The 23,386-nt window shown below is 70.8% G+C and carries 19 protein-coding genes and 3 pseudogenes; 4 read left to right on the top strand and 18 right to left on the bottom strand.

From position 1 onward, the window contains the following. Window positions 1-140: 140 nt before the first annotated feature. Genes BJF83_RS28570 through BJF83_RS06895 form a run of 4 tightly spaced genes read left to right on the top strand, consistent with a single transcriptional unit; the run spans window position 141 to window position 5,894 of the window. The gene (locus BJF83_RS28570; protein WP_262391357.1) at window positions 141-1,991 is read left to right on the top strand and encodes a hypothetical protein; all 1,851 of its coding nucleotides are present in this window, start codon (window positions 141-143) and stop codon (window positions 1,989-1,991) included. Next, the gene (locus BJF83_RS28565; RefSeq protein WP_262391356.1) at window positions 1,883-3,208 is read left to right on the top strand and encodes a helicase-related protein; all 1,326 of its coding nucleotides are present in this window, start codon (window positions 1,883-1,885) and stop codon (window positions 3,206-3,208) included. Before BJF83_RS28570 ends, BJF83_RS28565 begins: the two co-directional genes overlap by 109 nt. After that, entirely contained in the window at window positions 3,205-5,070 is a 1,866-nt protein-coding gene (drmB, locus tag BJF83_RS06900) for a DUF1998 domain-containing protein (protein ID WP_075925634.1), read from the top strand. Before BJF83_RS28565 ends, drmB begins: the two co-directional genes overlap by 4 nt. Then, window positions 5,067-5,894 carry an AAA family ATPase gene (locus BJF83_RS06895; protein WP_075925633.1) on the top strand — a complete coding sequence of 276 codons (828 nt, stop codon included), beginning with the start codon at window positions 5,067-5,069 and terminating at the stop codon, window positions 5,892-5,894. The genes drmB and BJF83_RS06895 overlap by 4 nt, the downstream gene beginning before the upstream one ends. Before the next feature lie 504 nt (window positions 5,895-6,398). Here the strand turns inward: BJF83_RS06895 and scpB are convergent. From scpB to arfB, 18 genes and pseudogenes are all read right to left on the bottom strand, one after another. Then, window positions 6,399-6,992, bottom strand: coding sequence for an SMC-Scp complex subunit ScpB (gene scpB, locus BJF83_RS06890; protein ID WP_075925632.1), 594 nt, complete (start codon window positions 6,990-6,992; stop codon window positions 6,399-6,401). Continuing rightward, window positions 6,989-7,837: a ScpA family protein gene (locus tag BJF83_RS06885; protein WP_075925631.1), complete on the bottom strand. Its 849-nt coding sequence runs from the start codon at window positions 7,835-7,837 to the stop codon at window positions 6,989-6,991. The genes scpB and BJF83_RS06885 overlap by 4 nt, the downstream gene beginning before the upstream one ends. Window positions 7,838-7,948: 111 nt before the next feature. Continuing rightward, entirely contained in the window at window positions 7,949-8,353 is a 405-nt protein-coding gene (locus BJF83_RS06880) for a hypothetical protein (protein ID WP_075925630.1), read from the bottom strand. After that, entirely contained in the window at window positions 8,350-9,306 is a 957-nt protein-coding gene (locus tag BJF83_RS06875; RefSeq protein WP_075925629.1) for a ParA family protein, read from the bottom strand. Before BJF83_RS06875 ends, BJF83_RS06880 begins: the two co-directional genes overlap by 4 nt. A gap of 199 nt (window positions 9,307-9,505) precedes the next feature. Continuing rightward, window positions 9,506-9,782 (bottom strand): annotated as a pseudogene (locus BJF83_RS30905) (tyrosine-type recombinase/integrase); the annotation flags it as partial. Further along, window positions 9,770-10,603: a site-specific integrase gene (locus BJF83_RS06870; protein ID WP_394329305.1), complete on the bottom strand. Its 834-nt coding sequence runs from the start codon at window positions 10,601-10,603 to the stop codon at window positions 9,770-9,772. The pseudogene BJF83_RS30905 and the gene BJF83_RS06870, both read right to left, overlap by 13 nt. 2 nt (window positions 10,604-10,605) lie before the next feature. Further along, window positions 10,606-11,265 (bottom strand): NUDIX hydrolase, encoded by a 660-nt coding sequence (locus tag BJF83_RS06865; protein WP_075925628.1) that lies wholly within the window; start codon window positions 11,263-11,265, stop codon window positions 10,606-10,608. 36 nt (window positions 11,266-11,301) lie between these two features. Further along, window positions 11,302-12,831 carry a CTP synthase gene (locus BJF83_RS06860; RefSeq protein ID WP_262391374.1) on the bottom strand — a complete coding sequence of 510 codons (1,530 nt, stop codon included), beginning with the start codon at window positions 12,829-12,831 and terminating at the stop codon, window positions 11,302-11,304. Window positions 12,832-13,196: 365 nt separating this feature from the next. Further along, window positions 13,197-13,904: a cation transporter gene (locus BJF83_RS06855; RefSeq protein WP_075925662.1), complete on the bottom strand. Its 708-nt coding sequence runs from the start codon at window positions 13,902-13,904 to the stop codon at window positions 13,197-13,199. Between the two features lie 55 nt (window positions 13,905-13,959). Continuing rightward, the gene (locus BJF83_RS06850) at window positions 13,960-14,298 is read right to left on the bottom strand and encodes a helix-turn-helix transcriptional regulator (RefSeq protein ID WP_075925626.1); all 339 of its coding nucleotides are present in this window, start codon (window positions 14,296-14,298) and stop codon (window positions 13,960-13,962) included. A 100-nt stretch (window positions 14,299-14,398) separates the two neighbouring features. Continuing rightward, window positions 14,399-15,322, bottom strand: coding sequence for a hydroxymethylglutaryl-CoA lyase (locus BJF83_RS06845; RefSeq protein WP_075925625.1), 924 nt, complete (start codon window positions 15,320-15,322; stop codon window positions 14,399-14,401). A gap of 66 nt (window positions 15,323-15,388) precedes the next feature. Beyond that, entirely contained in the window at window positions 15,389-16,384 is a 996-nt protein-coding gene (locus BJF83_RS06840) for a GNAT family N-acetyltransferase (RefSeq protein WP_075925624.1), read from the bottom strand. Between the two features lie 247 nt (window positions 16,385-16,631). Beyond that, the gene (locus BJF83_RS06835) at window positions 16,632-17,090 is read right to left on the bottom strand and encodes a DUF3060 domain-containing protein (protein ID WP_075925623.1); all 459 of its coding nucleotides are present in this window, start codon (window positions 17,088-17,090) and stop codon (window positions 16,632-16,634) included. A gap of 119 nt (window positions 17,091-17,209) precedes the next feature. Beyond that, window positions 17,210-19,290: pseudogene (gene uvrB / locus BJF83_RS06830) on the bottom strand (excinuclease ABC subunit UvrB). Window positions 19,291-19,322: 32 nt separating this feature from the next. Further along, the gene (coaE, locus tag BJF83_RS06825) at window positions 19,323-19,943 is read right to left on the bottom strand and encodes a dephospho-CoA kinase (protein ID WP_075925622.1); all 621 of its coding nucleotides are present in this window, start codon (window positions 19,941-19,943) and stop codon (window positions 19,323-19,325) included. Beyond that, window positions 19,937-20,416, bottom strand: coding sequence for a GNAT family N-acetyltransferase (locus tag BJF83_RS06820; protein WP_075925621.1), 480 nt, complete (start codon window positions 20,414-20,416; stop codon window positions 19,937-19,939). The genes coaE and BJF83_RS06820 overlap by 7 nt, the downstream gene beginning before the upstream one ends. A gap of 408 nt (window positions 20,417-20,824) precedes the next feature. Then, window positions 20,825-22,311, bottom strand: a pseudogene (gene rpsA, locus BJF83_RS06815) (30S ribosomal protein S1). 440 nt (window positions 22,312-22,751) lie between these two features. Then, window positions 22,752-23,177, bottom strand: a complete 426-nt coding sequence (gene arfB, locus BJF83_RS06810; protein WP_075925620.1) for an alternative ribosome rescue aminoacyl-tRNA hydrolase ArfB — start codon at window positions 23,175-23,177, stop codon at window positions 22,752-22,754. Window positions 23,178-23,386: the final 209 nt, after the last annotated feature.

Raw genomic sequence — 23,386 nt, 5'->3', positions numbered from 1 at the left:
CCCCTGATGTCCGACCGCTCCACCAAGCAGGACGCCGCCGAAGCCCGCGACCTACTCGTGTCCGCCCTCCGGCTCCAGCTCGTCGGCCCGGCCAACGGAGAGCACGAGGTGCTCTCCGTCCCCCGGACCGCCGCTACCTCATGGGCACGCTGTATCCGCAGGAGGCCGACCTGCATTCGCACCTTCTCTCCGCGGGCGAGGAGAAGGACGGTGACGGCGACGAGCCCGTCACCGAGGAGAACATGTTCGCGGAGGACCCCACCTCCGACGCCAACGCCTGGCTGCCCTCGTCACTGGGGCTGTCGCTGTTCACCGACGCTCCTGCCCTGGTCATCACCTGCCGAGGAGCCCGCTATGCGACTGGGCGGGACGACGGAACACGGCGGTGGTCCCGTATCCCGCTCGACGAGGAGACAGTCGAAGCTACGGAGAGCGGCGACATCCCGGTCCACGGAGGCCGCGCCCTGCTCCGGGTCCGCCGACGCCCCTACGCCGGTGCGTGGCTGGTGACAGTCGCGCTCGTCAACGCGGCCGTCGCCGAACCACCGGACCGCGCAGGAAGGAACGGTCACCGGCCGCCGCGTACCGACTGGGACCGGATGCTCTTCCAGTCCTCCTTTACCGTGGAGCCCCGTGACGGCGCCTTCCTGGAATACCCCGGTGTCCTGCTCACCAGCCGCGACCCGGAGGAAGAGGAGCTGCGCCTGCAGTACCGGCACGTGCGGACCTTCACCGTCGGCCACGGCTGCTCGGTCACCGAGGAGCGGTCGGACTCGGTACCGGAGGACGGCCCGCCCGATCGGATCGGCACCGAGGTCATGCCGACCGAGGAGGTCCTGCGGGTCCGGCACGCCGGCCCGACCGATGCGCGTGCGCTGAAACTCTCCTTCCTCAGCGACGCCTCCCTTCCCCCGGCCGATCTCGCCCGGGAGCTGTCCGGGTTCGTCGACGGCTACCGGAACTGGTACGGCGAACGCGTCCTGGAGGCCGCCACCGCGGTCCCCCGGTGGGGGCAGGCAGCCGCCGAGCGCATCCTGACCCGCATCCGCACAGCCATCGACCGCATGGAGGCCGGGGCGCGCCTGGTGTGCGAGGACCCTGCGGCGCTGGCGGCCTTTCGGACCGCCAACCAGGCGATGGCCCTACAGATGCGCCGTGGCTCGGCCGACCTGGCGGGGACCCCGCGCACACGCTACGACCCGTTGCCCCAGAAGACCGCGCCCGATGGCGCCTACGCATGGCGGCCCTTCCAACTCGGTTTCTTCCTGCTGTGCGTCGGCGGCCTCATTGATCCCGCACACCCCGACCGCGAGAGCGCCGACGTCGTCTGGTTCCCCACCGGAGGCGGCAAGACCGAGGCCTACCTGCTGCTGGCCTGTTTCGAGATGGTCCTGCGGCGGCTGCGGCACGGCTCTTGTGGGGGCGGCACAGCCGTGCTCAGCCGCTACACCCTCAGCCTGCTCACCACCCAGCAGTTCCAGCGCGCGGGAACACGGTGTGCGCTCTGGAGTACCTGCGGCTGCGCCCCGCGGAACGGTCCTGCCCCGGGCTCGACCTCGGCGCCGAGCGGTTCTCCATCGGCCTGTGGGTGGGCGAGGCCACCACGCCCAACACCTACGACCGGGCGCACGAACTCGCCGAACGGCAGCGTGAGATGGCCCGGCCGACCGATGCCTTCATCCTGGACCGGTGCCCGTGGTGCGGCACCCGGATCATGCCTGAGAACAAGTCGTCGGACCCGGGCGACTACGGGGTGCGGACCTCGCCGTCGTCGTTCTCCTTCTTCTGCCCGCGCGAGGAGTGCGACTTCCATGGCGAACTCCCCGTACGCGTGGTCGACGCCCACCTGTACGATGCCCCTCCCTCGTTCTTGCTCGGAACCGTGGACAAGTTCGCCCGCCTGGCCTGGGAGGCCAGGGCCGGACGGCTGTTCGGCGGCGGTGGCCGACTGCGGCCGTCCCTGGTCATCCAGGACGAACTGCACCTGCTGACCGGCCCGCTCGGCACCACGGTCGGCCTGTACGAGTCCGCGATCCTGCGGTTGTGCTCCTGGGACGGAGTGCCACCCAAGGTGGTGGCGTCCACGGCGACGATCCGCCGCTCCGGTGAACAGGTCCGCCGAATGTACGGCCGTGACGTCCAACTCTTCCCCCCTCCCGGCCTGGACGCGCGCCACTCCTACTTCTCCGAACCCGACGAGTGCTCCGCGGGCCGCCTCTACGTGGGCGTCATGGCCCAGGGGCACACGGCTGGCCGCGCCACCGTCGCCACGGTGGCCGCCCTGCTGCACGAGGCGGCCCGGCTCCCCGAGGAACACCTCGACGACTACTGGACGCTGGTCGCCTACCACCACAGCCTCAGGGAACTCGGCCGCACCCTGACCTCGGCGCGGGACGACATCCCCGCGCAGCTCATCGGGATGGGCGGGGACGGGAAGGGGACACGTGAACTCGCCGAACCGTCGGTCCAGGAGCTCACGAGCAACCTGCACCGCGAGGAACAGCCGCGCCTGCTGGCCCGTCTGGAGGAAGGATGCCCCTCCCCGGCCGCGGTGTCCCTCCTCGCCTGCACCAACATGCTCTCCGTCGGCGTCGACGTCGGCCGACTCGCGCTCATGCTGATGCTCGGCCAGCCCAAGGCCGCAGCCGAGTACATCCAGGCGACCAGCCGCGTCGGGCGCCACCGCGTCCCCGGGCTGATCGTGGCCTTCTTCAACGCCACCAAACCGCGGGACCGCTCACACTACGAGACCTTCGGGGTGTTCCACCGGTCGCTGTACCGGCACGTCGAGCCGTCCAGTGTGACCCCCTGGTCGATCCCGTCCCGCAAACGCGCCCTGCACGCCGCTCTGGTCATCCTTCTCCGGCACGGCCACGGGTGGTCGGGGGAGGACCAGGCGTCCCGTGTCCTCGATGATCCCGGTGCCGTCTCCGATGCCGTCAAACGACTGGTGGCGTGGGTGGAACAGGCCGACCCCGCCGTCACGTCCGACGTGGCCGCCGAATTGAAGGTACTCGTCGACGACTGGCGGGACGAGGCCGTCGCGGCCCGTCAGGCGCGGGGCGCCCTCTACTGGAGCGGACAGGGTCGGTCGACACGGCACATCCTGAAGAACTTCGACCGTAGGAACGGCCTGTGGGAGACCCTGCACTCGGTCCGCTCCGTGGACCGCGAGTGCCAGATCACCGTGAAGGGGGCCCGGGGATGACCCGGAAGCTGCGCGTCCGCCAGTCTCAGACCATCGTGCCGTTCGGAGTCGGTGCCATCATCGAGGCCCGGGGCGAGTCGTTCGTGTCCGCCGACATCTCCCGTTGGCCCACCACCAGCCCCTGGGTTGACTCCCCCAGGCTCGCGGAGCGGTTGAGGGTCACGGGATTTCGGGCCCTGCCCCCGGCGGCCAACGACTTCTTCGACACCCCCGACGCCGACGGAGTGCCCTGTGTCCGTTTCCCCGCCTGGCTCTTCTGCGGGTCCTGCCGCCGGATGAAGCAGTGGGCAGTAGCGGACGAACAGCCGGGGTCCGCCCCGCTGTGCCCGGCCTGCCCCACTCCGCAGGTGCTCGCACCGATGCGGTTCGTCCAGATCTGCTCGGAGGGGCACATGGACGACGTGGACTGGTGGTGGTGGGCCCACAGCCGACCCGGGACACCCGTGTGCGAACGCTCCCAGAGGCGGCTGTCCTTCCTGGTCGACCGCTCCTCCATCGGTCTGGAGGCCCTGTCCGTCCACTGCCGCGCGTGCGACGCCTCAAGGGACCTGCTCGCCCTGCTGGACCGGGGCCGCATCCGCTGCGCGGGCCGCCACCCCTGGCAGGACCTCGGGCAGAAGGTCCCTTGTGCGGAGCAGGCCCGCATCGTGCAGCGCAACGCGGGCAACGTCTACTACCCGGTCACGATCTCAGCGCTGGACATCTCCGGTCCCGAAGGCCCCGGCACCGACCAGGTGGATCCTCAGACCGCCTCCCGCATCCGGGAGGACCCGATGTGGCCGGGCCTGTGCCGTCTCCAAGGCACAGGACGGGAGGCGGCGGCCATCGGGATGATCTGCGACGCCAACGAGGGCGTCACCCCCGAGGACGTGGCGGCCCTGCTGCGCCTTGAGACCGGCGGTGATCCGGTTCCGGGTGGGCCCGCTCCGGGCGCGACCGCCTCACCGGCCACGGACCTGAGCTGGGACGAGTGGTCGGCGCTGAACGCCGACGCGGCGGTGAACCATCGCAACTTCACGGTCCGTCCAGTCCCCTTCGTCCCATCGGCCCGCACGTCCGAGGCAGATCGGATACTGCGGGGGTGCGTCGAACGGGTCGTGGTCGCCGACCGGCTGCGCGAGGTCCGGGCCCTGCGCGGATTCTGCCGTGTGCAGCCGTCCCCGAAGGGCATGGTCGGGGCCGACGCCACGGGCCGACGAGGCTGGCTGCCGGCGGTCGAGGTCTTCGGTGAAGGGGTCTTCCTGTCCTTCTCCGAGCAGGAGATCACCCGTTGGGAGTCGCACACGGGGGTGCGCGAGCGTGTGGGGGACCTGGAGCGCGACCTGGACGCCGCCTTCCAGAAAGACCGGCTCATCGGTACGGTTGGCGACCGACTGCTGCCACGGCTGCCGTTGCTGCACACCTTCGCCCACCTGTTGATCCGCCAGCTCTCCTTCGAGAGCGGTTACGGGATCTCCTCCCTGCGTGAGCGGGTGTACGCGCGCCCCGGTGAGCACGGACACCAGGCCGGGGTCCTCGTCTACACGGCCGCCGGTGACGCCGAGGGCACCCTGGGCGGTCTCGCCCACCAGGGCTCCTCCGACCGGTTGGCGGAGACCCTGCTCAGGCTCCTGGAGTCCGGGGCGTGGTGCTCGGCCGATCCGCTGTGCGCGGAGCACGGTGCCCGCGGGTTCGCCAACCTCAACCGGGCGGCCTGCCATGCCTGTGCGCTGCTCCCGGAGACCAGTTGCGAAGCAGGCAACGCCCTGCTGGACCGGGTTCTGCTCGTCGGCGGCCCCCAAGTCCCCGGGTTCTTCGAGCCGGTGATCGAATCCGCTCGCGGCCAGGCGGCCCGTATCACCCGCGGGAAGGAGGCAACGTGACCACCGCGGTGGCCCGATCCGGAGTCCTGAGGTACCTGGACCTGTCCAGCGGACAGCAGGAGGTACTCCATGACCTGCCGTTCGACGGCAACCACGTGGTGAGCGGCCCTCCGGGGTCGGGAAAAAGCGTGATCGCGGTGCATCGCGCGGCGATGCTCGCCCTCACCGGCGCACCGGCCACCCTGCTGTGCCGGTCCAACCTTCTGCGGCAGCACGTGGCGCGGGCGACCTGTGAACTGGGACCGGACGTGAAGGTGGCGACCGTCCACTCCTGGCTGAGGTCCTGGTACGAGCGCGCTGTGGGTGGGCGACCGCCCACCCACACGCCCGGAGGGTTCGACTTCGACTGGCCCGCGCTGCTCACCGAGGCGATGGGGGCCGGGGAGCTCCCCTCCATCGGAGCGTTGGTGGTCGACGAGGGCCAGGACCTTCCGGTGGGGTTCTACCGCCTGTGCCGCCTGGCGGGAGCACGGGTGACCGTTCTGGCCGACGAGTACCAGACCATCACCGAGTCCAGGAGCACCACCGACGAGATCCGGCGAGTCCTGGCCGCCGAAGAGGTCCGCCTGGCGGAGAACCACCGCACCTCCCGGCCGATCGCCGACCTGGCCGAGCACTTCCGCCTGGGAGGGGCCGACCCCCTTCTACCGGAGCGGGACGGGCCCCTCCCGGTCATGGCCAGGTATCGGACGTTCAGCGAGCTCACGACCGAGCTGCGCGAGCACGTCCGCCTCCATCCGAACCGCACGATCGGTGTGGTCGTCCGGTACCGCGAACTCCAGATGCGACTGCTGGAGGTGTTTGAACGGGCCAAGGTACCGTAGCCACGACCCGCACGCGAGCCCCGGAAACCGCCCTGGTCACGATCGCCCCGGAAACCGCCGCGGCCTCGGTCATCGCGACCCTCGCGCGGACCCCGCGAATCCCGATCGCTTCGTGAACCACGGAAATCATCGCGCCCACGGTCATCTCGGCCGCCTCGGTAGTCGCCCCGAGAGCCCCGAGAGCCCCGATCATCGTCACGGCCGAACGAACGCCGCTCACCGCGCTCGTCACGCCGCTCCCGGCCACCGAAGCCGCCCCGGTCGCCGCTTGGGCCCCGGGAGTCGCGGTCGTCGCGGCCGTACGGGCGTCGGTCATCCCGACCGCGGTACCCGCCGCGGTCCCTGTCGTCGCGTCGGAGGGAGCGGTCGCCTCCGCCGCGGTGGCCCCGGTCGCCGAGGTCCCTGCGGTCCCGGTCGTGGGGGCGTCGTCCGCCTCGCTGGCGGTGGTCGTCGTGGCCGCCGCGCTCACCGCGCGGGGCGTCGTCCCGCGCACCGCGGGAACTGTCATTGGGTGTGCTCACCGGTGTCGTCTAGACCTTCGATGTCGTCGGGGAGGAACGGCGCCAGATCAGGCAGTTCGTCGAGGGCGCGCAGGCCCAACCGTTCCAGGAAATAGGAGGTGGTCCGATACAGCAGTGCGCCGGATTCGGAATCGTGCCCGGCCTCTTCGATCAGCCCCCTCAGTACGAGGGTACGCATAACTCCGTCGCAGTTGACACCGCGGACGGCGGAGACCCTGCCCCGGGAGACCGGCTGCCGGTAGGCCACGACCGCCATCGTCTCCAGGGCGGCCTGCGTGAGCCGCACCTCCTGCCCCTCCCGAAGGAAGTGCTCGACGACGTCGGCGCACTCGGGGCGTGTGTAGACACGCCACCCCTCGGCCACCGCGCGCAGGTCGAAACCCCTCCCCTGCTCGGTGTATTCCCTGGACAGCTCCTCCAGGGTCCGGGTCACCGCATCCACGGGCAGGTCCAGCGCGCGTGCCAGGTCGTACTCGGACACCGGCTGGTCCACCACCATGAGCACCGCCTCCAGGTCCCGACGCAGCGTGGGCGGCGCCGAGACATCCCCCACACCGGCCGCGTGCTCCGCGCTCATCGCCCCTCCTCCTCGTCCACCGCGTCGTCGTAGTCGGTCTCCACCCGGACCTCGCCCTCGCCGCCGGTCCAGGTCACCGACAGCGCGCCCAGGGGTTCGGGTTGGTCGAAGCCCACGTTCGAGGCCCGGTACAGCTCCAGCAGCGCGAGGAACCGCGCGACGACCTCGAAGGTACCGGTACAGCCCTCGGTGAGTTCGGTGAACGTGAGCGTCCCGTGCTCGCGCAGGGCGGCCACGACGAGTTCGCCCTGCTCCTTCACCGACGTCCTGGTCTGATGGATGTGCGTGACCGGCACGCTCGGCGGCTCCTTGGGGGTGAACACCCGCCCGGCCAATGCCGCGAACTCCCGCGGACCCAGCCGCAGGAACACCTCCGGCCGCAACGACGCGAACCTCTCCTCCAGCGGCACCGCCCGCGCGTACCGTCGACCCTGAGCCGCCATACGCTCGCTCATGACCGCCGCGACCTCCTTGTAGGCGCGGTACTGCAACAACCGCGCGAACAGCAGGTCCCGGGCCTCCAACAGTGCCAGGTCGGCCTCGTCCTCGACGTCGCCCCGGGGCAGCAGCCGGGCCGCCTTCAGGTCCAGCAGCGTCGCGGCGACCAGCAGGAAGTTGCTGGCCTGGTCCAGGTCCCACTCCTCGCCGTAATCACGGATGTGGGCGATGAACTCGTCGGTGACCCGCGACAGCGCCACCTCGGTGATGTCCAGTTTGTGCTTGGAGATCAGCGCCAGGAGCAGGTCGAAGGGGCCCTCGAAGTTGTCCAGGTGCACCTGGAAGGCGTGCGGATCCCCCTCCCCGGTCTCCTCCGGGGGCGGGTGCGCCTCCTGATCAGCCGCCATGGCCGCGGCTCCACGTCGTCTCACTCATGCGTACAAGGGTGTCACCGGCCAGGCCCCGCCGGTGACACCCGCGACCGACCCGGCGCTCCCCCACGCCGGAGAGCCGGACCCTCAGTCCTCGGTCAGCCTGCGCACGAGCATGCTCGACGCACCGTGCTCCTCGAAGTCGGCGAGCAGCACCGCGACGGCCTCGCGAACCAGACGACCGCGGTCGGCCGACAGTCCGTGTTCGGCGCGCAGCGACAGCCGCGTCTGCTCCAGCGCCAGGAGTTCGGCGCCGGAGACGTACACGGTGATCTTCTCGTCGTGGCGCTGGCGGCCGCTCGGCTTGGGCGCGCGGCGCACCTTCGCGGTCCCCCGGGAGCCGCCGCCCTGGCGCGCGGCCCCGCGTTCGGCCGCCTCGTCCCGGTCCTCGTACTCGGGTGCCGTGCGCTGGCGGCCGGTCGGCGGCGGGTCCGGCTCCGGTTCGGCTCCGGAGGGGCGGAAGAACAGCTCGTCCGCCCCGGGCAGGGTCACACGCCGTGACCGCTGAGAGGCCACCTCGCCAGCACCTCCTTGGCCAGATCCCGGTAGGCGTTGGCGCCCGCCGAGGAGGAGTCGAACCTGGTGATGGGCTCCCCGGCGACCGTGGCGTCCGGGAAGCGCACGGTCCGGTTGATGACCGTGCCGTAGACCTTGTCGCCGAATCCGTCGACGATGGTGGAGAGCACCTCGCGCGCGTGCAGCGTGCGCGGGTCGTACATGGTGCCGAGGAAACCGTCGATCACCAGGTGCTCGTTCAGGCGTTCCTGGACCTTCTGGATGGTGTCCATGAGCAGCGCCACCCCGCGCAGCGCGAAGAACTCGCACTCCAGCGGCACGATGACGCCGTCAGCGGCGGTGAGCGCGTTGACGGTGAGCAGGCCCAGCGACGGCTGGCAGTCGATGAGCACGACGTCGTAGTCGTCGATCACCGGGCGCAGCGCGCGTCCGAGCATCTGCTCACGTGCGACCTCACCGACCAGCTGGACCTCCGCGGCGGACAGGTCGATGTTGCTCGGGATCAGGTCCAGACCGTCGATGTCGGTCTTGAGCAGGACGTCCTCGACCGTCACGTCCCGCTGCATCAACAGGTTGTAAACGGTCAGGTCCAGCTCGCGCGGATCGAGTCGGCCCAGTCCGACCGAGAGCGCGCCCTGCGGGTCGAAGTCGACCAGCAGCACCCGTCTGCCGAACTCGGCGATGGCCGCCCCGAGGTTGATGGTGGTGGTGGTCTTGCCGACCCCACCCTTCTGATTACACAGTGCTACGATTCGTGCCGGACCGTGTTCGTCCAACGGCTCCGGCACCGGATACCGGTACTCCGGTCTCTTGGTGTACAGTTCCGCCCCCGTGTTGCGTGTCGTCCCCCAGGGGTTGCTCACCGGGTCGGTGGGGTCCTGCCCACCGACGGGTGCGGTGCTCGCATCCGCGTCGTTCTCCCAGTTCACAACCCTTGACCTCCCCCACGGACCGGCCACGGCCGCGAGGAGGGTGACTCACCCGCGCCCGGCCGCCGTCGGAAACTCAATATGTCGACAGCAACGTACCTCTGTGCGGCGACTCTAGAACGACGACACGACGCACTTCAACATGATCGCGGCGAATCAGGGGCGTTCGCGCCCCTCTCCGCCTCCCCTCCGGCGCGGTTCACCGACGTGCCCTGGGGTGGCTGGCGGCGTACACCTCGCGCAGGCGGTCCACCGTCACCAGCGTGTACACCTGCGTGGTGGTGACCGAACTGTGTCCCAGCAACTCCTGCACGACCCGGATGTCGGCTCCGCCGTCCAACAGGTGCGTGGCGAAGGAGTGCCGCAACGTGTGCGGGGACACACCCTCGATCCCCGCCCGGTCGGCGACGGCCCTGAGCACCGCCCACCCCCCCCTGCCGGGTCAGACGGCCTCCGCGGGCGTTCAGGAACAGGCCCGCCCGTCGCCCTCCACCACCCTCAACCGCGCCTTCGGCGCAGTCCCCACACGTCGCCCTCCACCACCCTCAACCGACGCCTTCGGCGCGGCGCCCTCCCCGCCGCCGCGCCCCGACGCCAGCACGGGCCTGGCCCGCACCAGGTAGGCGCCCAGCGCCCCGCGCGCGTACGAGCCGAGCGGGACCACCCGCTCCCTCCCGCCCTTGCCCCGGAAGCGCACCAAGCCGATGGTCTCGTCCCCGGTGACGGCGTCGCCGACGTCGTCCACGTCCAACGCCACCGCCTCGGAGATCCGCGCTCCCGTGCCGTACAGCACCTCCAGCAGCGCGCGGTCGCGCAGGGCGAGCAGCGTCGCGCGCTCACCCGCCCCCGGTGCCCGGCCGGCGGCGGCCAGCAGGCGCTCCACGCGATCCAGGGAGACCGCCTTGGGCAGCCGCATGGGCGGGGCGGGCGGAGCCACCTCCGCCGCCGGATCGGTCTGCGTCCACCCCTCGCGCACCGCGAACCGGTGCAGTCCGCGCACGGCGGCCAGCGCGCGTCCGGCCGAGGCGGCGCCGAGCGGCGGACGGTCGTCGTCGCCCTCGCGCAGGGCCCGCAGGAAGGCGGCGACGTGCCCGCTCCCGACCCCGGCCGGGTCGGTCACGCCCCGATCGGCCAGGTACTCGGTGTAGCGGGCCAGGTCACGCCGGTAGGCCAGCAGGGTGTTGTGCGCCAGCGCGCGCTCGGCGGACAGATGGTCCAGGAAGGCCGTCAGCACCCGCGCCAACCGGTCCGCCGCAACGGGGGCTGGGGGCGGCCCGTTCTCCCGATCCTCGGCCACGGTCAGTGGACGCGTCGCAGGGAGGCGAAACCGTCGCCGACGGCCGCGCGCGCGGCCAGGATGCCGATCACGGTCGCGCCGTTGTGCAGAGCGCCGTCCATGACCAGCCGCACCGCCTCCGCCAACGGCACCCATTCGGCCGCCAGATCGGCTTCCTCGTGCTCGCGCACGAAGTCGATCTCCTCCGCCGGCACCCGCGACAGACCGCGCGCCAGGAACAGGTGGATCCGCTCAGCGGAGAAACCGGGCGTGGGGAAGAAGTCGGGCAGCTCGTACCACTCCCGCGCCCGCAACCCGGCCTCCTCGACCAACTCGCGCCGGGCCGTGGCCAGCGGCCCCTCCCCCGCCACGTCGATCATCCCGGCAGGCAGCTCCCACATCGTGTGACCCGTGGCGTGCCGGTACTGGCGCTGGAGCAGCACCCGCCCCTCACCGTCCAACGCCAGGACTGCGGCGGCTCCCGGGTGCTCCATGTAGTCGCGGGCCACGACGGCGGTGCCCTCGCCGGAGGCCCCGGGCATCCGCACCCAGTCCGTGCGCATCCCGCACTTGGGGCCCCGGAAGCGCTCCTCGGACCGTTCCACCGGCCACGACGCGGGGGCGTCCGCGATCTTGGCGTCCGCCCCCGTGACCGCGCGCGCCGGGTGGGTGTCACTGGCCATGTGCTCGCCTCTCAGGCTCGTGCCCCCGACTCCGCGTCAGGACTCCCGGTGCTCCAGGGCGGCCGAGATCAGGCCGCGGAAGAGCGGGTGGGCCTTGGTCGGACGGGAGCGCAGCTCCGGGTGCGCCTGCGTCGCGACGAAGAACGGGTGCGTCTCCCGGGGCAGTTCGACGTACTCCACCAGCTTGCCATCGGGGGACAGACCGGAGAACACCAGGCCCGCCTCCTCCAGCGTGGGCCGGTAGGCGTTGTTGACCTCGAAGCGGTGGCGGTGCCGCTCGCGGACCTGCTGCTCGCCGTCGTACAGCTCCCGCACCCGGGTGCCCTGACCCAGGTCGGCGGGGTACAGGCCCAGGCGCATGGTGCCGCCCATGTCGCGCTCTCCGGCGACGACGTCGGTCTGGTCGGCCATCGTCGCGATGACCGGGTCGACGGCCTTGTCGTCGAACTCGGTGCTGTTGGCGCCCTCCAGGCCGAGCACGTTGCGCGCGTACTCGATGACCAGGCCCTGCAGGCCCAGGCAGATGCCGAGCAACGGAACGTGGTTCTCGCGGGCGTAGCGGATGGCGCCGAGCTTGCCCTCGATGCCGCGCACGCCGAAGCCGCCCGGGATGAGGACGCCGTCGGCCCCGTCGAGCTCGGCCGCCGCGCCGGAGGGGCTGGCGCAGTTGTCGCTGGCCACCCAGCGGATGTTCACCCGGGTGTTGGTGGCGAAGCCGCCCGCGCGCAGCGCCTCGCTGACGGACAGGTAGGCGTCGGGCAGGTCGATGTACTTGCCGACCATGGCGATGGTGACCTCGTGGTCGGGCTGGTGCACCCGGCGCAGGAGCTCGTCCCACTCGGTCCAGTCCACGTCGCGGAAGGGCATGCCCAGGCGGCGGACGACGTAGGCGTCCAGGCCCTCGCGGTGCAGGACCTTGGGGATGTCGTAGATCGACGGGGCGTCGGGAGTGGAGACGACACCGGCCTCGTCCACGTCGCACATGAGGCTGATCTTGGACTTGAGGCTCTGCGTGATCGGGCGGTCCGAGCGGCACACGATCGCGTCCGGCTGGATGCCGATGCTGCGCAGGGCCGCCACGGAGTGCTGGGTGGGTTTGGTCTTCATCTCGCCGGACGGGCCGAGGAAGGGGATGAGGGACACGTGGAGGAAGAAGCAGTTGTCCCGGCCGATCTCGTGGCGGATCTGGCGGACCGCCTCCAGGAAGGGCTGCGACTCGATGTCGCCGACCGTGCCGCCGATCTCGGTGATGACGATGTCGACGTCGGGGGCGTCCATCGCGTAGATGCGCGACTTGATCTCGTTGGTGATGTGCGGGATGACCTGCACGGTGTCACCGAGGTAGGCGCCCTGGCGCTCCTTGGCGATGACGCTGGAGTAGATCTGGCCGGTGGTGACGTTCGCCGAGGCGGACAGCTCGGTGTCGAGGAACCGCTCGTAGTGGCCCACGTCGAGGTCGGTCTCGGCGCCGTCGTCGGTGACGAAGACCTCGCCGTGTTGGAAGGGGTTCATGGTCCCCGGGTCGACGTTGAGGTAGGGGTCCAGCTTCTGCATGGTGACCCGCAGGCCCCGCGACTTCAGGAGTCGGCCCAGGCTGGAGGCGGTGAGCCCCTTGCCGAGACTGGAGCGACGCCGCCAGTGACGAAAATGTGCTTGGTACTCGCGGCGGCTGCCAAAGTGATGCTCCCGTGGGTTGAGTGGCTACGGCGAGCTCGGAGGAACTGAGCGGCCGTGCGGTGGTCCGGTGTCGGGCGGCGGCGATCCTCGCCCGGTCCGTCGGACTCCACGGGGCACCAGGATAACAGGCCCCCCGTGCTCCCACACCTGCGAACACCGGTCTCGCGCCCGTGTTCCGGCCGCGACCTGGCCGAATACCCCGGGCCCCCGCCGTGGCGGGCCCGGGGCGCGCCGCCGGGCGGCGACGGACGGTCTCAGGGACAGCAGGAGCACCCGGGGGCGCAGCCGCACGCGTCCTCGTCCGCTCCGCGCGCGCCGCCGTCGGCGGACGCCGCCGTGCCCTGGGCGGGCCGGGCCACCGCGGCCAGTCCGCTGGGAGCGCAGCACGCGTCCCCTCGCCAGGCCTCACGGCCCTCCTTGACGGCCACGGCCGCGATGAACAGCGCCACGATCGGATCGACCCACGCCCACCCGAGAGTGGCGTTGAGCACCAGACCGACGAGCAGGGCCGCCGACAGGTAGGCGCACAGCAGCGTCTGTTTGGAGTCCGCGACGGCCGTCGCCGAGCCCAGAGCGCGCCCGGCCCGGCGCTGGGCCAGCGACAGGACCGGCATGATGACCACGGACAGCGCCGCCAGCACGATCCCCACCGTGGACGGCGTGGCCTCGCTCGCGCCGAGCAGGGAGCGCACCGCCTCGACGGTGACGTAGGCGGCCAGGGCGAAGAAGGCGACCGCGATGACGCGCATGGCCCGGGTCTCCCGGGCGCGGCGCACCGACTCCTCTCGGGCCGAGAACTGCCAGGCGACCGCGGCGGCCGAGGAGACCTCCACGAGGGAGTCCAGGCCGAACCCGACGAGCGCCGCCGAGGAGGCCGCGTGACCGGCCGAGATCGCCACGGCGGCCTCGACGAGGTTGTAGCCGATGGTCGCCGCGACCAGGAGACGGATCCGGCGGGTCAGGACGGCGCGGCGGCGGGGGTCGACGACGGCGCGGCCCGGGCTGGGGTGTGGGCGCTCACGCGTGGCGCCCCGTCTCGTCGTCGCCTTGGCAGAGGCGGTCGGACTCCACGGCGATGACCGCGCTACGCAGGTCGTCGAGGGCGTGGGCGAGGCGGGGGTCGGCGAGTTCGTAGCGGATCCGGCGGCCGACCGGAACGGTGACGACCAGCCCGCAGTCACGCAGGCAGGCCAGGTGGTTGGACAGCCGGGTGCGACCGATGTCCAGCTCCTCGGCCAGTTCCGCGGGGTGGGCGGGGCCGTCACGGAGGGCCAGCAGGACCCGGCAGCGGATGGGGTCGGCCAGGGCGCGGCCGAACCGGGCCAGGGCGTCGATCTCGGAGGCGATGCGCAACATGCCCTCAGGGTACAGAAATTCTTGAATTCAGGAAACCCTGAACATCAAAGACCTGCCGGACCGGAAGCGCCCGCGCTTGCCCGCCGTCGTCCGGCCCCGCTCACCCCGGAAACCCCCCGGCACGCCCCAGGTAGGCCGGCGGCTGCTTGTCCAGGCGCTCACCCATCCACGCGCCCAGCGCCGCCGCCGCCGCGAGGTCCACGCCCGTGTGCAGTCCGCTGCGGTGCACCATGTACAGCAGGTCCTCGGTGGCGATGTTGCCGGTCGCCGCGGGGGCGAACGGGCAACCGCCGAAACCGCCCAGGCTGGAGTCGAGCACCCGTACGCCCGCATCGACCGCCGCGAGGGCATTCGCGTAGCCGGTGTTGCGGGTGTTGTGGAAATGGCAGCGCAGGGTCCGCCCCTCCGCGACCCGGCCCACCGCCTCCAGCAGCCCGGCCACCTGGCGCGGCACACCCACGCCGATCGTGTCGGCCAGGGCGATCTCCACCGCACCCGTCTCGGCGATCCGCCGGACCACCTCGACCACCCGCTCCGGGGCGACCTCACCGTCGAAGGGACAGCCGAACGCCGTCGAGACGGTCACGCTCAGCGGGATCCCCGTCCCGGCCAGATCGGCGTCGATGGCCGCCAGCACGTCCAGCATCCCGTCGACCGTGCACCCCTGGTTGCGCACGCAGAACCCGTCCGTGGCGGGCACCGCGACGTTGACCTCGGACACCCTCGCGTCCACCGCGCGCTCCAGACCGCGCCGGTTGAGCACCAGACCGATGTGCGAGACCCCCGGCGCACGGTGCACGCCCGCCATGACCTCCTCGGCCCCCGCCATCTGCGGCACCCGCCTGGGGTTGACGAAACTGACCGCCTCGATCCGCCGCACACCGGCGTCCACCGCCCGGTCGATCAGCTCGATCCGATCCTCCACCGACAGGACCGTGTCCTCGTTCTGGAGGCCGTCACGCGGACCCACCTCGACGATCTCCACGTGCTCGGCGCCCCCGGGCGCACGCTCCTCCACGGCCATCGGCCCACCCTCTCCACGCACCGTCGCGTCCTACGCCCACAGGCTAGTGGAGCCCCTCAGCGGTGGTCAGCGCAGGGCCAGCGCTGGCCGGACCTCCCAGGTCGTCCACACCGGGCGGTACCCCATCCGGTGCCAGAACGGGCCGGACAGCGGGTTCATCGCCGCGTAGTTGAGCACGGACACGCCCACACCGTGGCTGTCCAACACCTGGTGGGCCTGGCCCACCAGGGCCGTCCCGATCCCGTGGCCGCGCTCGGCCCCGGTCACCACCCCGTAGCCGATGTGCGCGATCGGACGCGCGTTCACCAGCGACTTGGCCCACCGGGACCGCTCGGGCGGCGACACCCACAGCAGTCCGACCGCCCGGCCGCGCCGTTCGGCCAGCCAGATCCACGAGCGTGACCGGTTCAGCGCCCGCGCCGCGACCTTGCGGGTCTGCTCGGCGGTGTCCGGCTGGAGGAACACGCCGCCGAAGTGCTGCTCGTAGCGGTGCTCCTCCATCAGGAGCGCCACGACCTGGGTGAGGTCGCTGCGGTCGGCCAGACGGATGGTCGCGTCGCGCGGCGGCAGCGACGGAGGCACCCCGCGGCGCCGCTGACGGGCGGCCAGGACCGTGTAGGGCTGCAGGCCGTGCCGCTGGAGCGGGATGATGCCGCACACGTCGCGGGCGGGCCAGCTCACGAGCGCGGCCGACTCCGAACCGGTGCCGGTCGGCAGCTCCTCCAGCTGGTCGCGCCAACTGGTCAGGAGGGAGTCCAGGGCGCGGCCGGGATCCGGGCCGCCGACGATGGGGGTGAGCCAGTGCTGGTCGGGCACACCCCAGATTCGGCCGACCTCACCGGGCTGGTACCAGGTGTAGTGCATGCTCCCGGCCGCGACGGTGTTGGCCTCCTCGTCGCTGACGGTCACGAGGGGGGAGGAGCCGGGAGCGAAGCCGCCGGGTTCGGGCAGCAGGGGGTCGGTTTCGGCCCAGCGCTGGGCAACGGACCGTACCAGCGGGTCCAGACCGAGATCGCCTCCGGGCGACTCGTCGTGCCGCACCCGCGCCACATAACCGCTCATCCACCCCTCCCCTAGCGGGTCTCTCGCCCGAAGTGCTCCCCGCCCGTCCGCCGGGCCGCCCCGGCCCGGGGATGGGTCGACCGTACCGCCCAGCGCCCTGACCGGCGGCGTCGGACGACCAACGGACTCCGAGAATTCACTCCGCGTAGGTGTGCCCGTCCGATCCGTCGCCCGCATCCGCATTCTCCGCGGGCACGGACGCGGACCACCGTAACGGATCGGGAGTCGCTCCCGGATGTCGGGGCGGTCAATCCGAGGACACGGTTCCGCCCGATCCCAGCGGCGAGGCGCTTGCCACCCCGCCCTCGGCCACCGAGGTGTTGCGCCCGTGGTTGATCACCTCGGGGTCGCCCGCGGCGTAGGAGACCGTGTTGTCCACGCCCACCAGCACGATCCGGACGGCCGAGCCGACGTCGACCGTGGTGTTGCGACCGGAGGCCTTGACCAGCCCGCAGGGGCCGTCCAGGACGACGACGGCGTCGTCCGCGGTGACCACGATCTCACGTTCGTCGCAGTCCTGGTGGAGCTCGGCGCCGTCCTCGGCCACCACGAGGGTGTCGTCGTCGTTGACCGGACTGGACTGCGCGTCGGCGCCCACCCGCAGGGGGTGGGCGACATCGGAGCCGCCCCGCGCCGGGGCGCAGCCGACCAGGGCGGAGGCGCCGATAGCGAGGACACCCGTCGTTGCCAACAGCCGAACCTTCATGGATTCCCCCGCGACCGATGGGCCGGTATGTACGACAATCAACCCAAGGGTATGTCACACGAAGGTAAAGCGCGACCCTCTCGTTGTGGGAAAGTTCCCGTACCGAGACCTTGCCGGGACTACTTCACCCCGGCGGCGTCCATGCCCCGCAGCTCCCGCTTCAGCTCACCGATCTCGTCGCGCAACCGCGCCGCCAGCTCGAACTGGAGATCGGCCGCGGCCTGGTGCATCTGGGCGCTCAGTTGGTCGATCAGCCCGGCCAGCTCCGCACGCGGCATGTTCGCGGTGTCACGGCCGCCCAACGCGGGCACCGGCGCCGTCTCGCCCTTGCGGTACCCGGTCGCCATGAGCTCTTCGGTGTCGACGTCCTCCCTGTTCAGCGAGTCGAGGATGTCAGCGATCTGCTTGCGCAGCGGTGTCGGGTCGATACCGTGCTCGGTGTTGTACGCCACCTGCTTGTCCCGACGCCGGTTGGTCTCGTCGATGGCCGCCCGCATCGAGTCGGTCACATTGTCCGCGTACATGTGCACCTGGCCGGCGACGTTGCGCGCCGCACGACCGATCGTCTGGATCAGCGAGGTCTCCGAGCGCAGGAACCCCTCCTTGTCCGCGTCCAGGATCGCGACCAGGGACACCTCGGGCAGGTCCAGACCCTCACGCAGGAGGTTGATGCCCACCAGCACGTCGAACTCGCCCACCCGCAGCTCGCGCAGCAGCTCCACCCGCCGCAGCGTGTCCACCTCGCTGTGCAGGTAGCGCACTCGGATACCCAACTCGGCGAAGTAGTCGGTCAGGTCCTCGGCCATCTTCTTGGTCAGCGTCGTGACCAGCACCCGCTCCCGGCGCTCGGCGCGCACGCGGATCTCGTGCACCAGGTCGTCGATCTGGCCGTCGGTTGGTTTGACGAGCACCTCCGGGTCGACCAGACCCGTCGGTCGGATGACCTGCTCCACCACGTCGCCGCCGCTCTGGCGCAGCTCGTACCGGCCCGGTGTCGCCGACAGGTACACCGCCTGCCCGATCCGCTCGGTGAACTCCTCCCATTTCAGCGGCCGGTTGTCCACGCCGACGGCAGCCGGAACCCGTGGTCGACCAGCGTGCGCTTGCGCGCGGCGTCGCCCTCGTACATCGCGCCGATCTGCGGCACCGTCACATGCGACTCGTCCAACACCAGCAGGAAGTCCTCGGGGAAGTAGTCCAGCAGCGTGTTCGGCGGGCTCCCCTCCTCGCGGCCGTCGAAGTGCCGCGAGTAGTTCTCGATCCCCGAACACGACCCCAGCTGCCGCATCATCTCCAGATCGTGGGTGGTGCGCATCCGCAACCGCTGCGCCTCCAGCAGCTTGCCCCCGCCCTCCAGCTCGGCCAGCCGCCCGCCCAGTTCCGCCTCGATCGAGGTGATCGCCCGCTCCGTGCGCTCCTCACCGGCCACGTAGTGCGACGCGGGGAAGATGAACATCTCCTGGCTCTCGCCCAGCACCTCGCCGGTCAACGGGTGCAGGGTCATCAGCCGCTCCACCTCGTCACCGAACATCTCGATGCGGATCGCCAACTCCTCGTACACCGGGATGATCTCCACGGTGTCCCCGCGCACCCGGAACGTGCCCCGCGTGAACGCGGTGTCGTTGCGCGAGTACTGCATCTGCACCAACCGGCGCAGCAGCTCGTCGCGCTCCACCTCCATGCCCACCGACAGCTGAGCCATCCGGTCCACGTACTCCTGCGGCGTGCCCAGGCCGTAGATGCACGACACCGACGCGACCACCACCACGTCCCTGCGTGTGAGCAGCGAGTTGGTCGCCGAGTGCCGCAGCCGCTCCACCTCGTCGTTGATCGACGAGTCCTTCTCGATGTAGGTGTCGCTCTGCGGCACGTACGCCTCGGGCTGGTAGTAGTCGTAGTACGACACGAAGTACTCGACCGCGTTGTTCGGCATCATCTGCCGCAGTTCGTTCGCGAACTGCGCCGCGAGGGTCTTGTTCGGCTGCATCACCAACGTGGGCCGCTGGAGCTGTTCCACCGTCCACGCCACGGTCGCCGTCTTGCCAGTGCCGGTCGCGCCGAGCAGAACCGTGTGCGCGTCACCGGCCCGCACGCGCCGCGCGATCTCGGCGATCGCCGCCGGCTGGTCGCCCGCGGGGGTCATGTCAGAGACGACCTCGAACGGTGCCTCGCTGCGCTTGATGTCGCTGACCGGTCGCATGTCCCCACTCCTTGAGAAGCCGCCTCTTCCCCCTACGCTACCGACCACCCCCGACGTTCCCGCGCCACCAGCGTGCTCCACAGCTCCCCGACCCGCGCCACCAGCTCCTCGCGCGTACCCGCGTTGTCCACGACCAGGTCCGCGGCGGCCAGACGGCTGTCCCGGTCCGCCTGCGCCCGGATCCTCGCCCAGACCTGGTCACGCGGCATCCCCCGGTCAGCGGCCACCCGCTCGACCCGCACCTCGTCAGGAGTGTCCACCACGACCACCACGTCGTAGAGGGAACCCAGGTCGTTCTCCACCAGCAGGGGCACGTCATAGACCACGACCTGGACGCCCTCCGCCCTGGCCCGCGCCATCAACTCTGCGCTGCGCTCCCCCACACGAGGATGGACGATGGCGTTCAGCCGTTCCAGCGAACGTGCGTCCCCGAAGACGATCTCCCCGAGTCTGGCACGGTCCAGGCGCCCCTCGGGGGTGAGCACGTCCTCGCCGAACTCCGCGACGACCTCGGCCAGACCCTCCGTCCCGGGTTCGACCACCTCGCGCGCGATGGCATCCGCGTCGATGACCGTCGCGCCCAGACGGGCCAGCTCCGCCGAGACGGCGCTCTTTCCGGACCCGATCCCCCCGGTGAGTCCCACTGTCAGCACGGCTCCACCAACTCCTTGCGCATGTGCACCATGACCAGGTGCTCGGCCACCCTTTCCCGGTGCGTCTCCGCGTATCCCCGTTCCCGGTACAGGCGATCGACGCTCTGGGCTCCCGTGAACAGGGTCAGCGCGCTCACCTGCGGAAACCCGGTTCGCAGCTCCTGCTCCACCCGTGTGAGCAGGGCTCGGGCGATCCCTCGCCGCCGCAGATCCGGTGCGACGGCCAGACGGCCGACCACCCCGTGGGAACCGGCCACGCTCGCGCGCACCGCTCCGACGATCCGCGTTCCGAGGACCGCCTTGAGGACGAGCGCGTCCGCCTGTCCCAACAACCGCTCGACCCGCTCCAGCCCTTCGGTCAGCGGCAGGATGAACGGGTCTCCGCAGGCCTGCGCCTCGTCGACGAAAGCCGCGCGCTGGAGCGTCAGGATCTCGCCCGCGTCCTCGCGAGTCGCCTGGTGGATGTCGATCACATCGCCTCCTCCTGGAGCGAGTCTTCCACACCCCGTGCCGCGAGAATCCGAGGAAGTGCGCGACCCGAACCCACCCCGTGCCACAGGGGGTCGGCCGGGCGCCCTCCCGCTCTGGTCACCACAGGGGGTCCAGGGCCACCGTTCCCGCCCCGTCACCACCAGGGGTTGGACACGAGTTCTCCCGCACACTCACCACACGAGAGCCGAGAACCGCCATTGACGCCCCGAGCATGGCGCGCAACGAACCGGATCACGACGAAGGACCGCCCCCTTGTCGGGGACGGCCCTTCGGGGCTGTCAGCGAGCCCCGGCGGCCTCACGGCCTCAGGACTCCAAGGAACACCCAGGTCGACACGCGGTCGTCCTGATCAGGCCTGACCGCGACCGGCCAGGCCTGACCGAGCCTGGCTAGGCCTCGCCGCCGGCGAGCTTCTCACGCAGCGCGGCCAGCGCCTCGTCCGAGGCAAGAGCACCGCTGGTCGACTCCGACGCGGACGTGGTGCCGCTCTGGCCGCCGGTGTACTCCTCCTCGGCCTCCTCCGCGGGAGCGTTGGCGGCGTCGGCCTCGGCCGCGCGCGCCTCCTCCACCTGCTTGCGGTGCGCCTCGAAGCGGGACTGCGCCTCGGCGTAGCTGCGCTCCCACTCGTCCCGCTGAGCCTCGAAGCCCTCAAGCCACTCGCCGCTGTCGGGGTCGAAGCCTCCGGGTACTTGTAGTTGCCCTGATCGTCGTACTCCGCGGCCATGCCGTAGAGGGTGGGGTCGAAGTCCACCTGGCCGGGCTCGACGGCCTCGTTCGCCTGCTTCAGCGAGAGGCTGATGCGGCGGCGGTCGAGGTCGATGTCGATGATCTTGACGAAGATCTCCGTGCCGACCTGGACGACCTGCTCGGGCACCTCGACGTGGCGCTCGGCCAGCTCGGAGATGTGGACCAGGCCCTCGATGCCCTCCTCGACGCGCACGAACGCGCCGAACGGAACCAGCTTGGTGACCTTGCCGGGGACGACCTGACCGATCTGGTGGGTCCGGGCGAACTGCTGCCACGGGTCTTCCTGGGTCGCCTTGAGCGACAGGGAGACGCGCTCGCGCTCCATGTCCACGTCGAGGACCTCGACGGTGACCTCCTGGCCGACCTCGACAACCTCGCTCGGGTGGTCGATGTGCTTCCAGGAGAGTTCGGAGACGTGCACCAGGCCGTCGACGCCGCCCAGGTCCACGAACGCGCCGAAGTTGACGATCGAGGAGACGACGCCCTTGCGGATCTGACCCTTCTGGAGGGTGTTGAGGAACGTCTGGCGAACCTCGGACTGCGTCTGTTCGAGCCAGGCGCGGCGGGACAGGACCACGTTGTTGCGGTTCTTGTCCAGCTCGATGATCTTGGCTTCGAGCTCACGGCCGACGTAGGGCTGGAGGTCGCGGACGCGGCGCATCTCCACCAGGGAGGCGGGCAGGAAGCCGCGCAGACCGATGTCGAGGATGAGACCGCCCTTGACGACCTCGATGACGGTGCCGGTGACGACGCCGTCCTCTTCCTTGATCTTCTCGATCGTGCCCCAGGCGCGCTCGTACTGCGCGCGCTTCTTGGACAGGATGAGACGACCCTCCTTGTCCTCCTTCTGGAGGACGAGGGCCTCGACCTGATCGCCGACGGCGACGACCTCACCGGGGTCGACGTCGTGCTTGATCGAGAGCTCCCGGGACGGGATCACACCCTCGGTCTTGTAACCGATGTCGAGCAAGACCTCGTCTCGATCGACCTTCACGATGGTGCCCTCGACAATGTCACCGTCGTTGAAGTACTTGATGGTCTCGTCGATCGCCGCGAGGAAGGCTTCCTCGGACCCGATGTCGTTGACCGCTACCTGGGGTGTCGAGGTGGCCTCGGTGCTGCTCGTCATTTGTGGGTGGACTCCGGATACGGACAGGTTCAGAAATTGGGCACGCCGCGAGTTCGAGCCCGTCGATCCGTCGTCCAGAAAAGAGAACCAGGAGTACGGAAGGCGAAACCGTCCGTGACCGCTGGCCGCCGGGTCCAGAGTGTTGACCGAAGCGGTGCGATCACCCATCCCCGAACCGGGGACGACAGACGCCCGCACGAACCCACAACGCTCCGGCCAGAATATGAGACATGGGCGTCCTGGTCAATCGGAACCCAGGACCGCCAACCCGACGAAGGCCGCGTTGGCGGCAATTTACCCGAGCATGGCGGTCAAGATCAACCACACGCCACCCCACGTCCGAGGGGGTGTCCCCACCACACGGCCATGGACGCGGAACGTAACGGACCAGCGACGGAAAAGTTCCTCGACCCGACTCCCGGACCACGGCGGAACCGGCTTCACTCCCAGGAGGGGCGCGACCGCCCGCGCTTGACGTCGCCTCGGCGCCGCTTGGCGTCCAGACGCCGCTGACGGGACGCCCGACTCGGCCGCGTGGCGCGTCGCTTCCGGGTCGGCGGCTCCACGGCCTCCGCCAGCAGGGCCGCCATCCGCTCCCGCGCCTCCGCCCGGTTGCGCGCCTGGGACCGGTGCGTCTGCACCGACACCGTCAGCACCCCGTCGACCAGGCGACCGCCCAGCCTCTCCACAGCGCGCTCACGGCGTGTCGCGCCCAGCGCGCCGCACGAGACCACGTCCAACGACAGGGACACGCGCGTATCCGTCGTGTTGACGTGCTGGCCGCCCGGTCCCGAGGACCGGGAGAACCGCCACACCAACGCGTCGGCCGGCACGGTGACCGAACCGATCGTCAACCCGTCCGCCATGGCGGCCCCCTCCCTCACGACCTGGCCGGACGCGGCACCCCGCGCCGAGCGCCCGACCCGCGGCGTCGCGCCAGCTCCAGGGCGTGTCTGGCGGGCACTCGTCCTGCCCCGCGTCGCCCCAGCGGCACTCTCGCCGTGTTCTCGTCAGTCGGCAGGACTGATCCTGGCCCCTTCTTCGTTCGGCCTCGCGAGAGCACCACCGGACACGC

Origin of the sequence: Nocardiopsis sp. CNR-923, from assembly GCF_001942255.1 — a bacterium.
Lineage (GTDB): Bacteria > Actinomycetota > Actinomycetes > Streptosporangiales > Streptosporangiaceae > Nocardiopsis.
The sequence above is the reverse complement of the archived record's forward strand: the minus strand, read 5'-3'. Positions and strand labels throughout refer to the sequence as shown.

Bases quoted from the DNA above. Each gene is read 5' to 3' on its own strand.
- BJF83_RS06845 (WP_075925625.1), bottom strand. From the start codon at position 15,322: ATGGCCGTGGAGGAGCGTGCGCCCGGGGGCGCCGAGCACGTGGAGATC.
- BJF83_RS06840 (WP_075925624.1), bottom strand. From the start codon at position 16,384: ATGAGCGGTTATGTGGCGCGGGTGCGGCACGACGAGTCGCCCGGAGGC.
- BJF83_RS28570 (WP_262391357.1), top strand. From the start codon at position 141: ATGGGCACGCTGTATCCGCAGGAGGCCGACCTGCATTCGCACCTTCTC.
- BJF83_RS06885 (WP_075925631.1), bottom strand. From the start codon at position 7,837: ATGGCGGCTGATCAGGAGGCGCACCCGCCCCCGGAGGAGACCGGGGAG.
- drmB (WP_075925634.1), top strand. From the start codon at position 3,205: ATGACCCGGAAGCTGCGCGTCCGCCAGTCTCAGACCATCGTGCCGTTC.
- arfB (WP_075925620.1), bottom strand. From the start codon at position 23,177: ATGGCGGACGGGTTGACGATCGGTTCGGTCACCGTGCCGGCCGACGCG.
- BJF83_RS06850 (WP_075925626.1), bottom strand. From the start codon at position 14,298: ATGTTGCGCATCGCCTCCGAGATCGACGCCCTGGCCCGGTTCGGCCGC.
- BJF83_RS06865 (WP_075925628.1), bottom strand. From the start codon at position 11,265: ATGGCCAGTGACACCCACCCGGCGCGCGCGGTCACGGGGGCGGACGCC.
- scpB (WP_075925632.1), bottom strand. From the start codon at position 6,992: ATGAGCGCGGAGCACGCGGCCGGTGTGGGGGATGTCTCGGCGCCGCCC.
- BJF83_RS06835 (WP_075925623.1), bottom strand. From the start codon at position 17,090: ATGAAGGTTCGGCTGTTGGCAACGACGGGTGTCCTCGCTATCGGCGCC.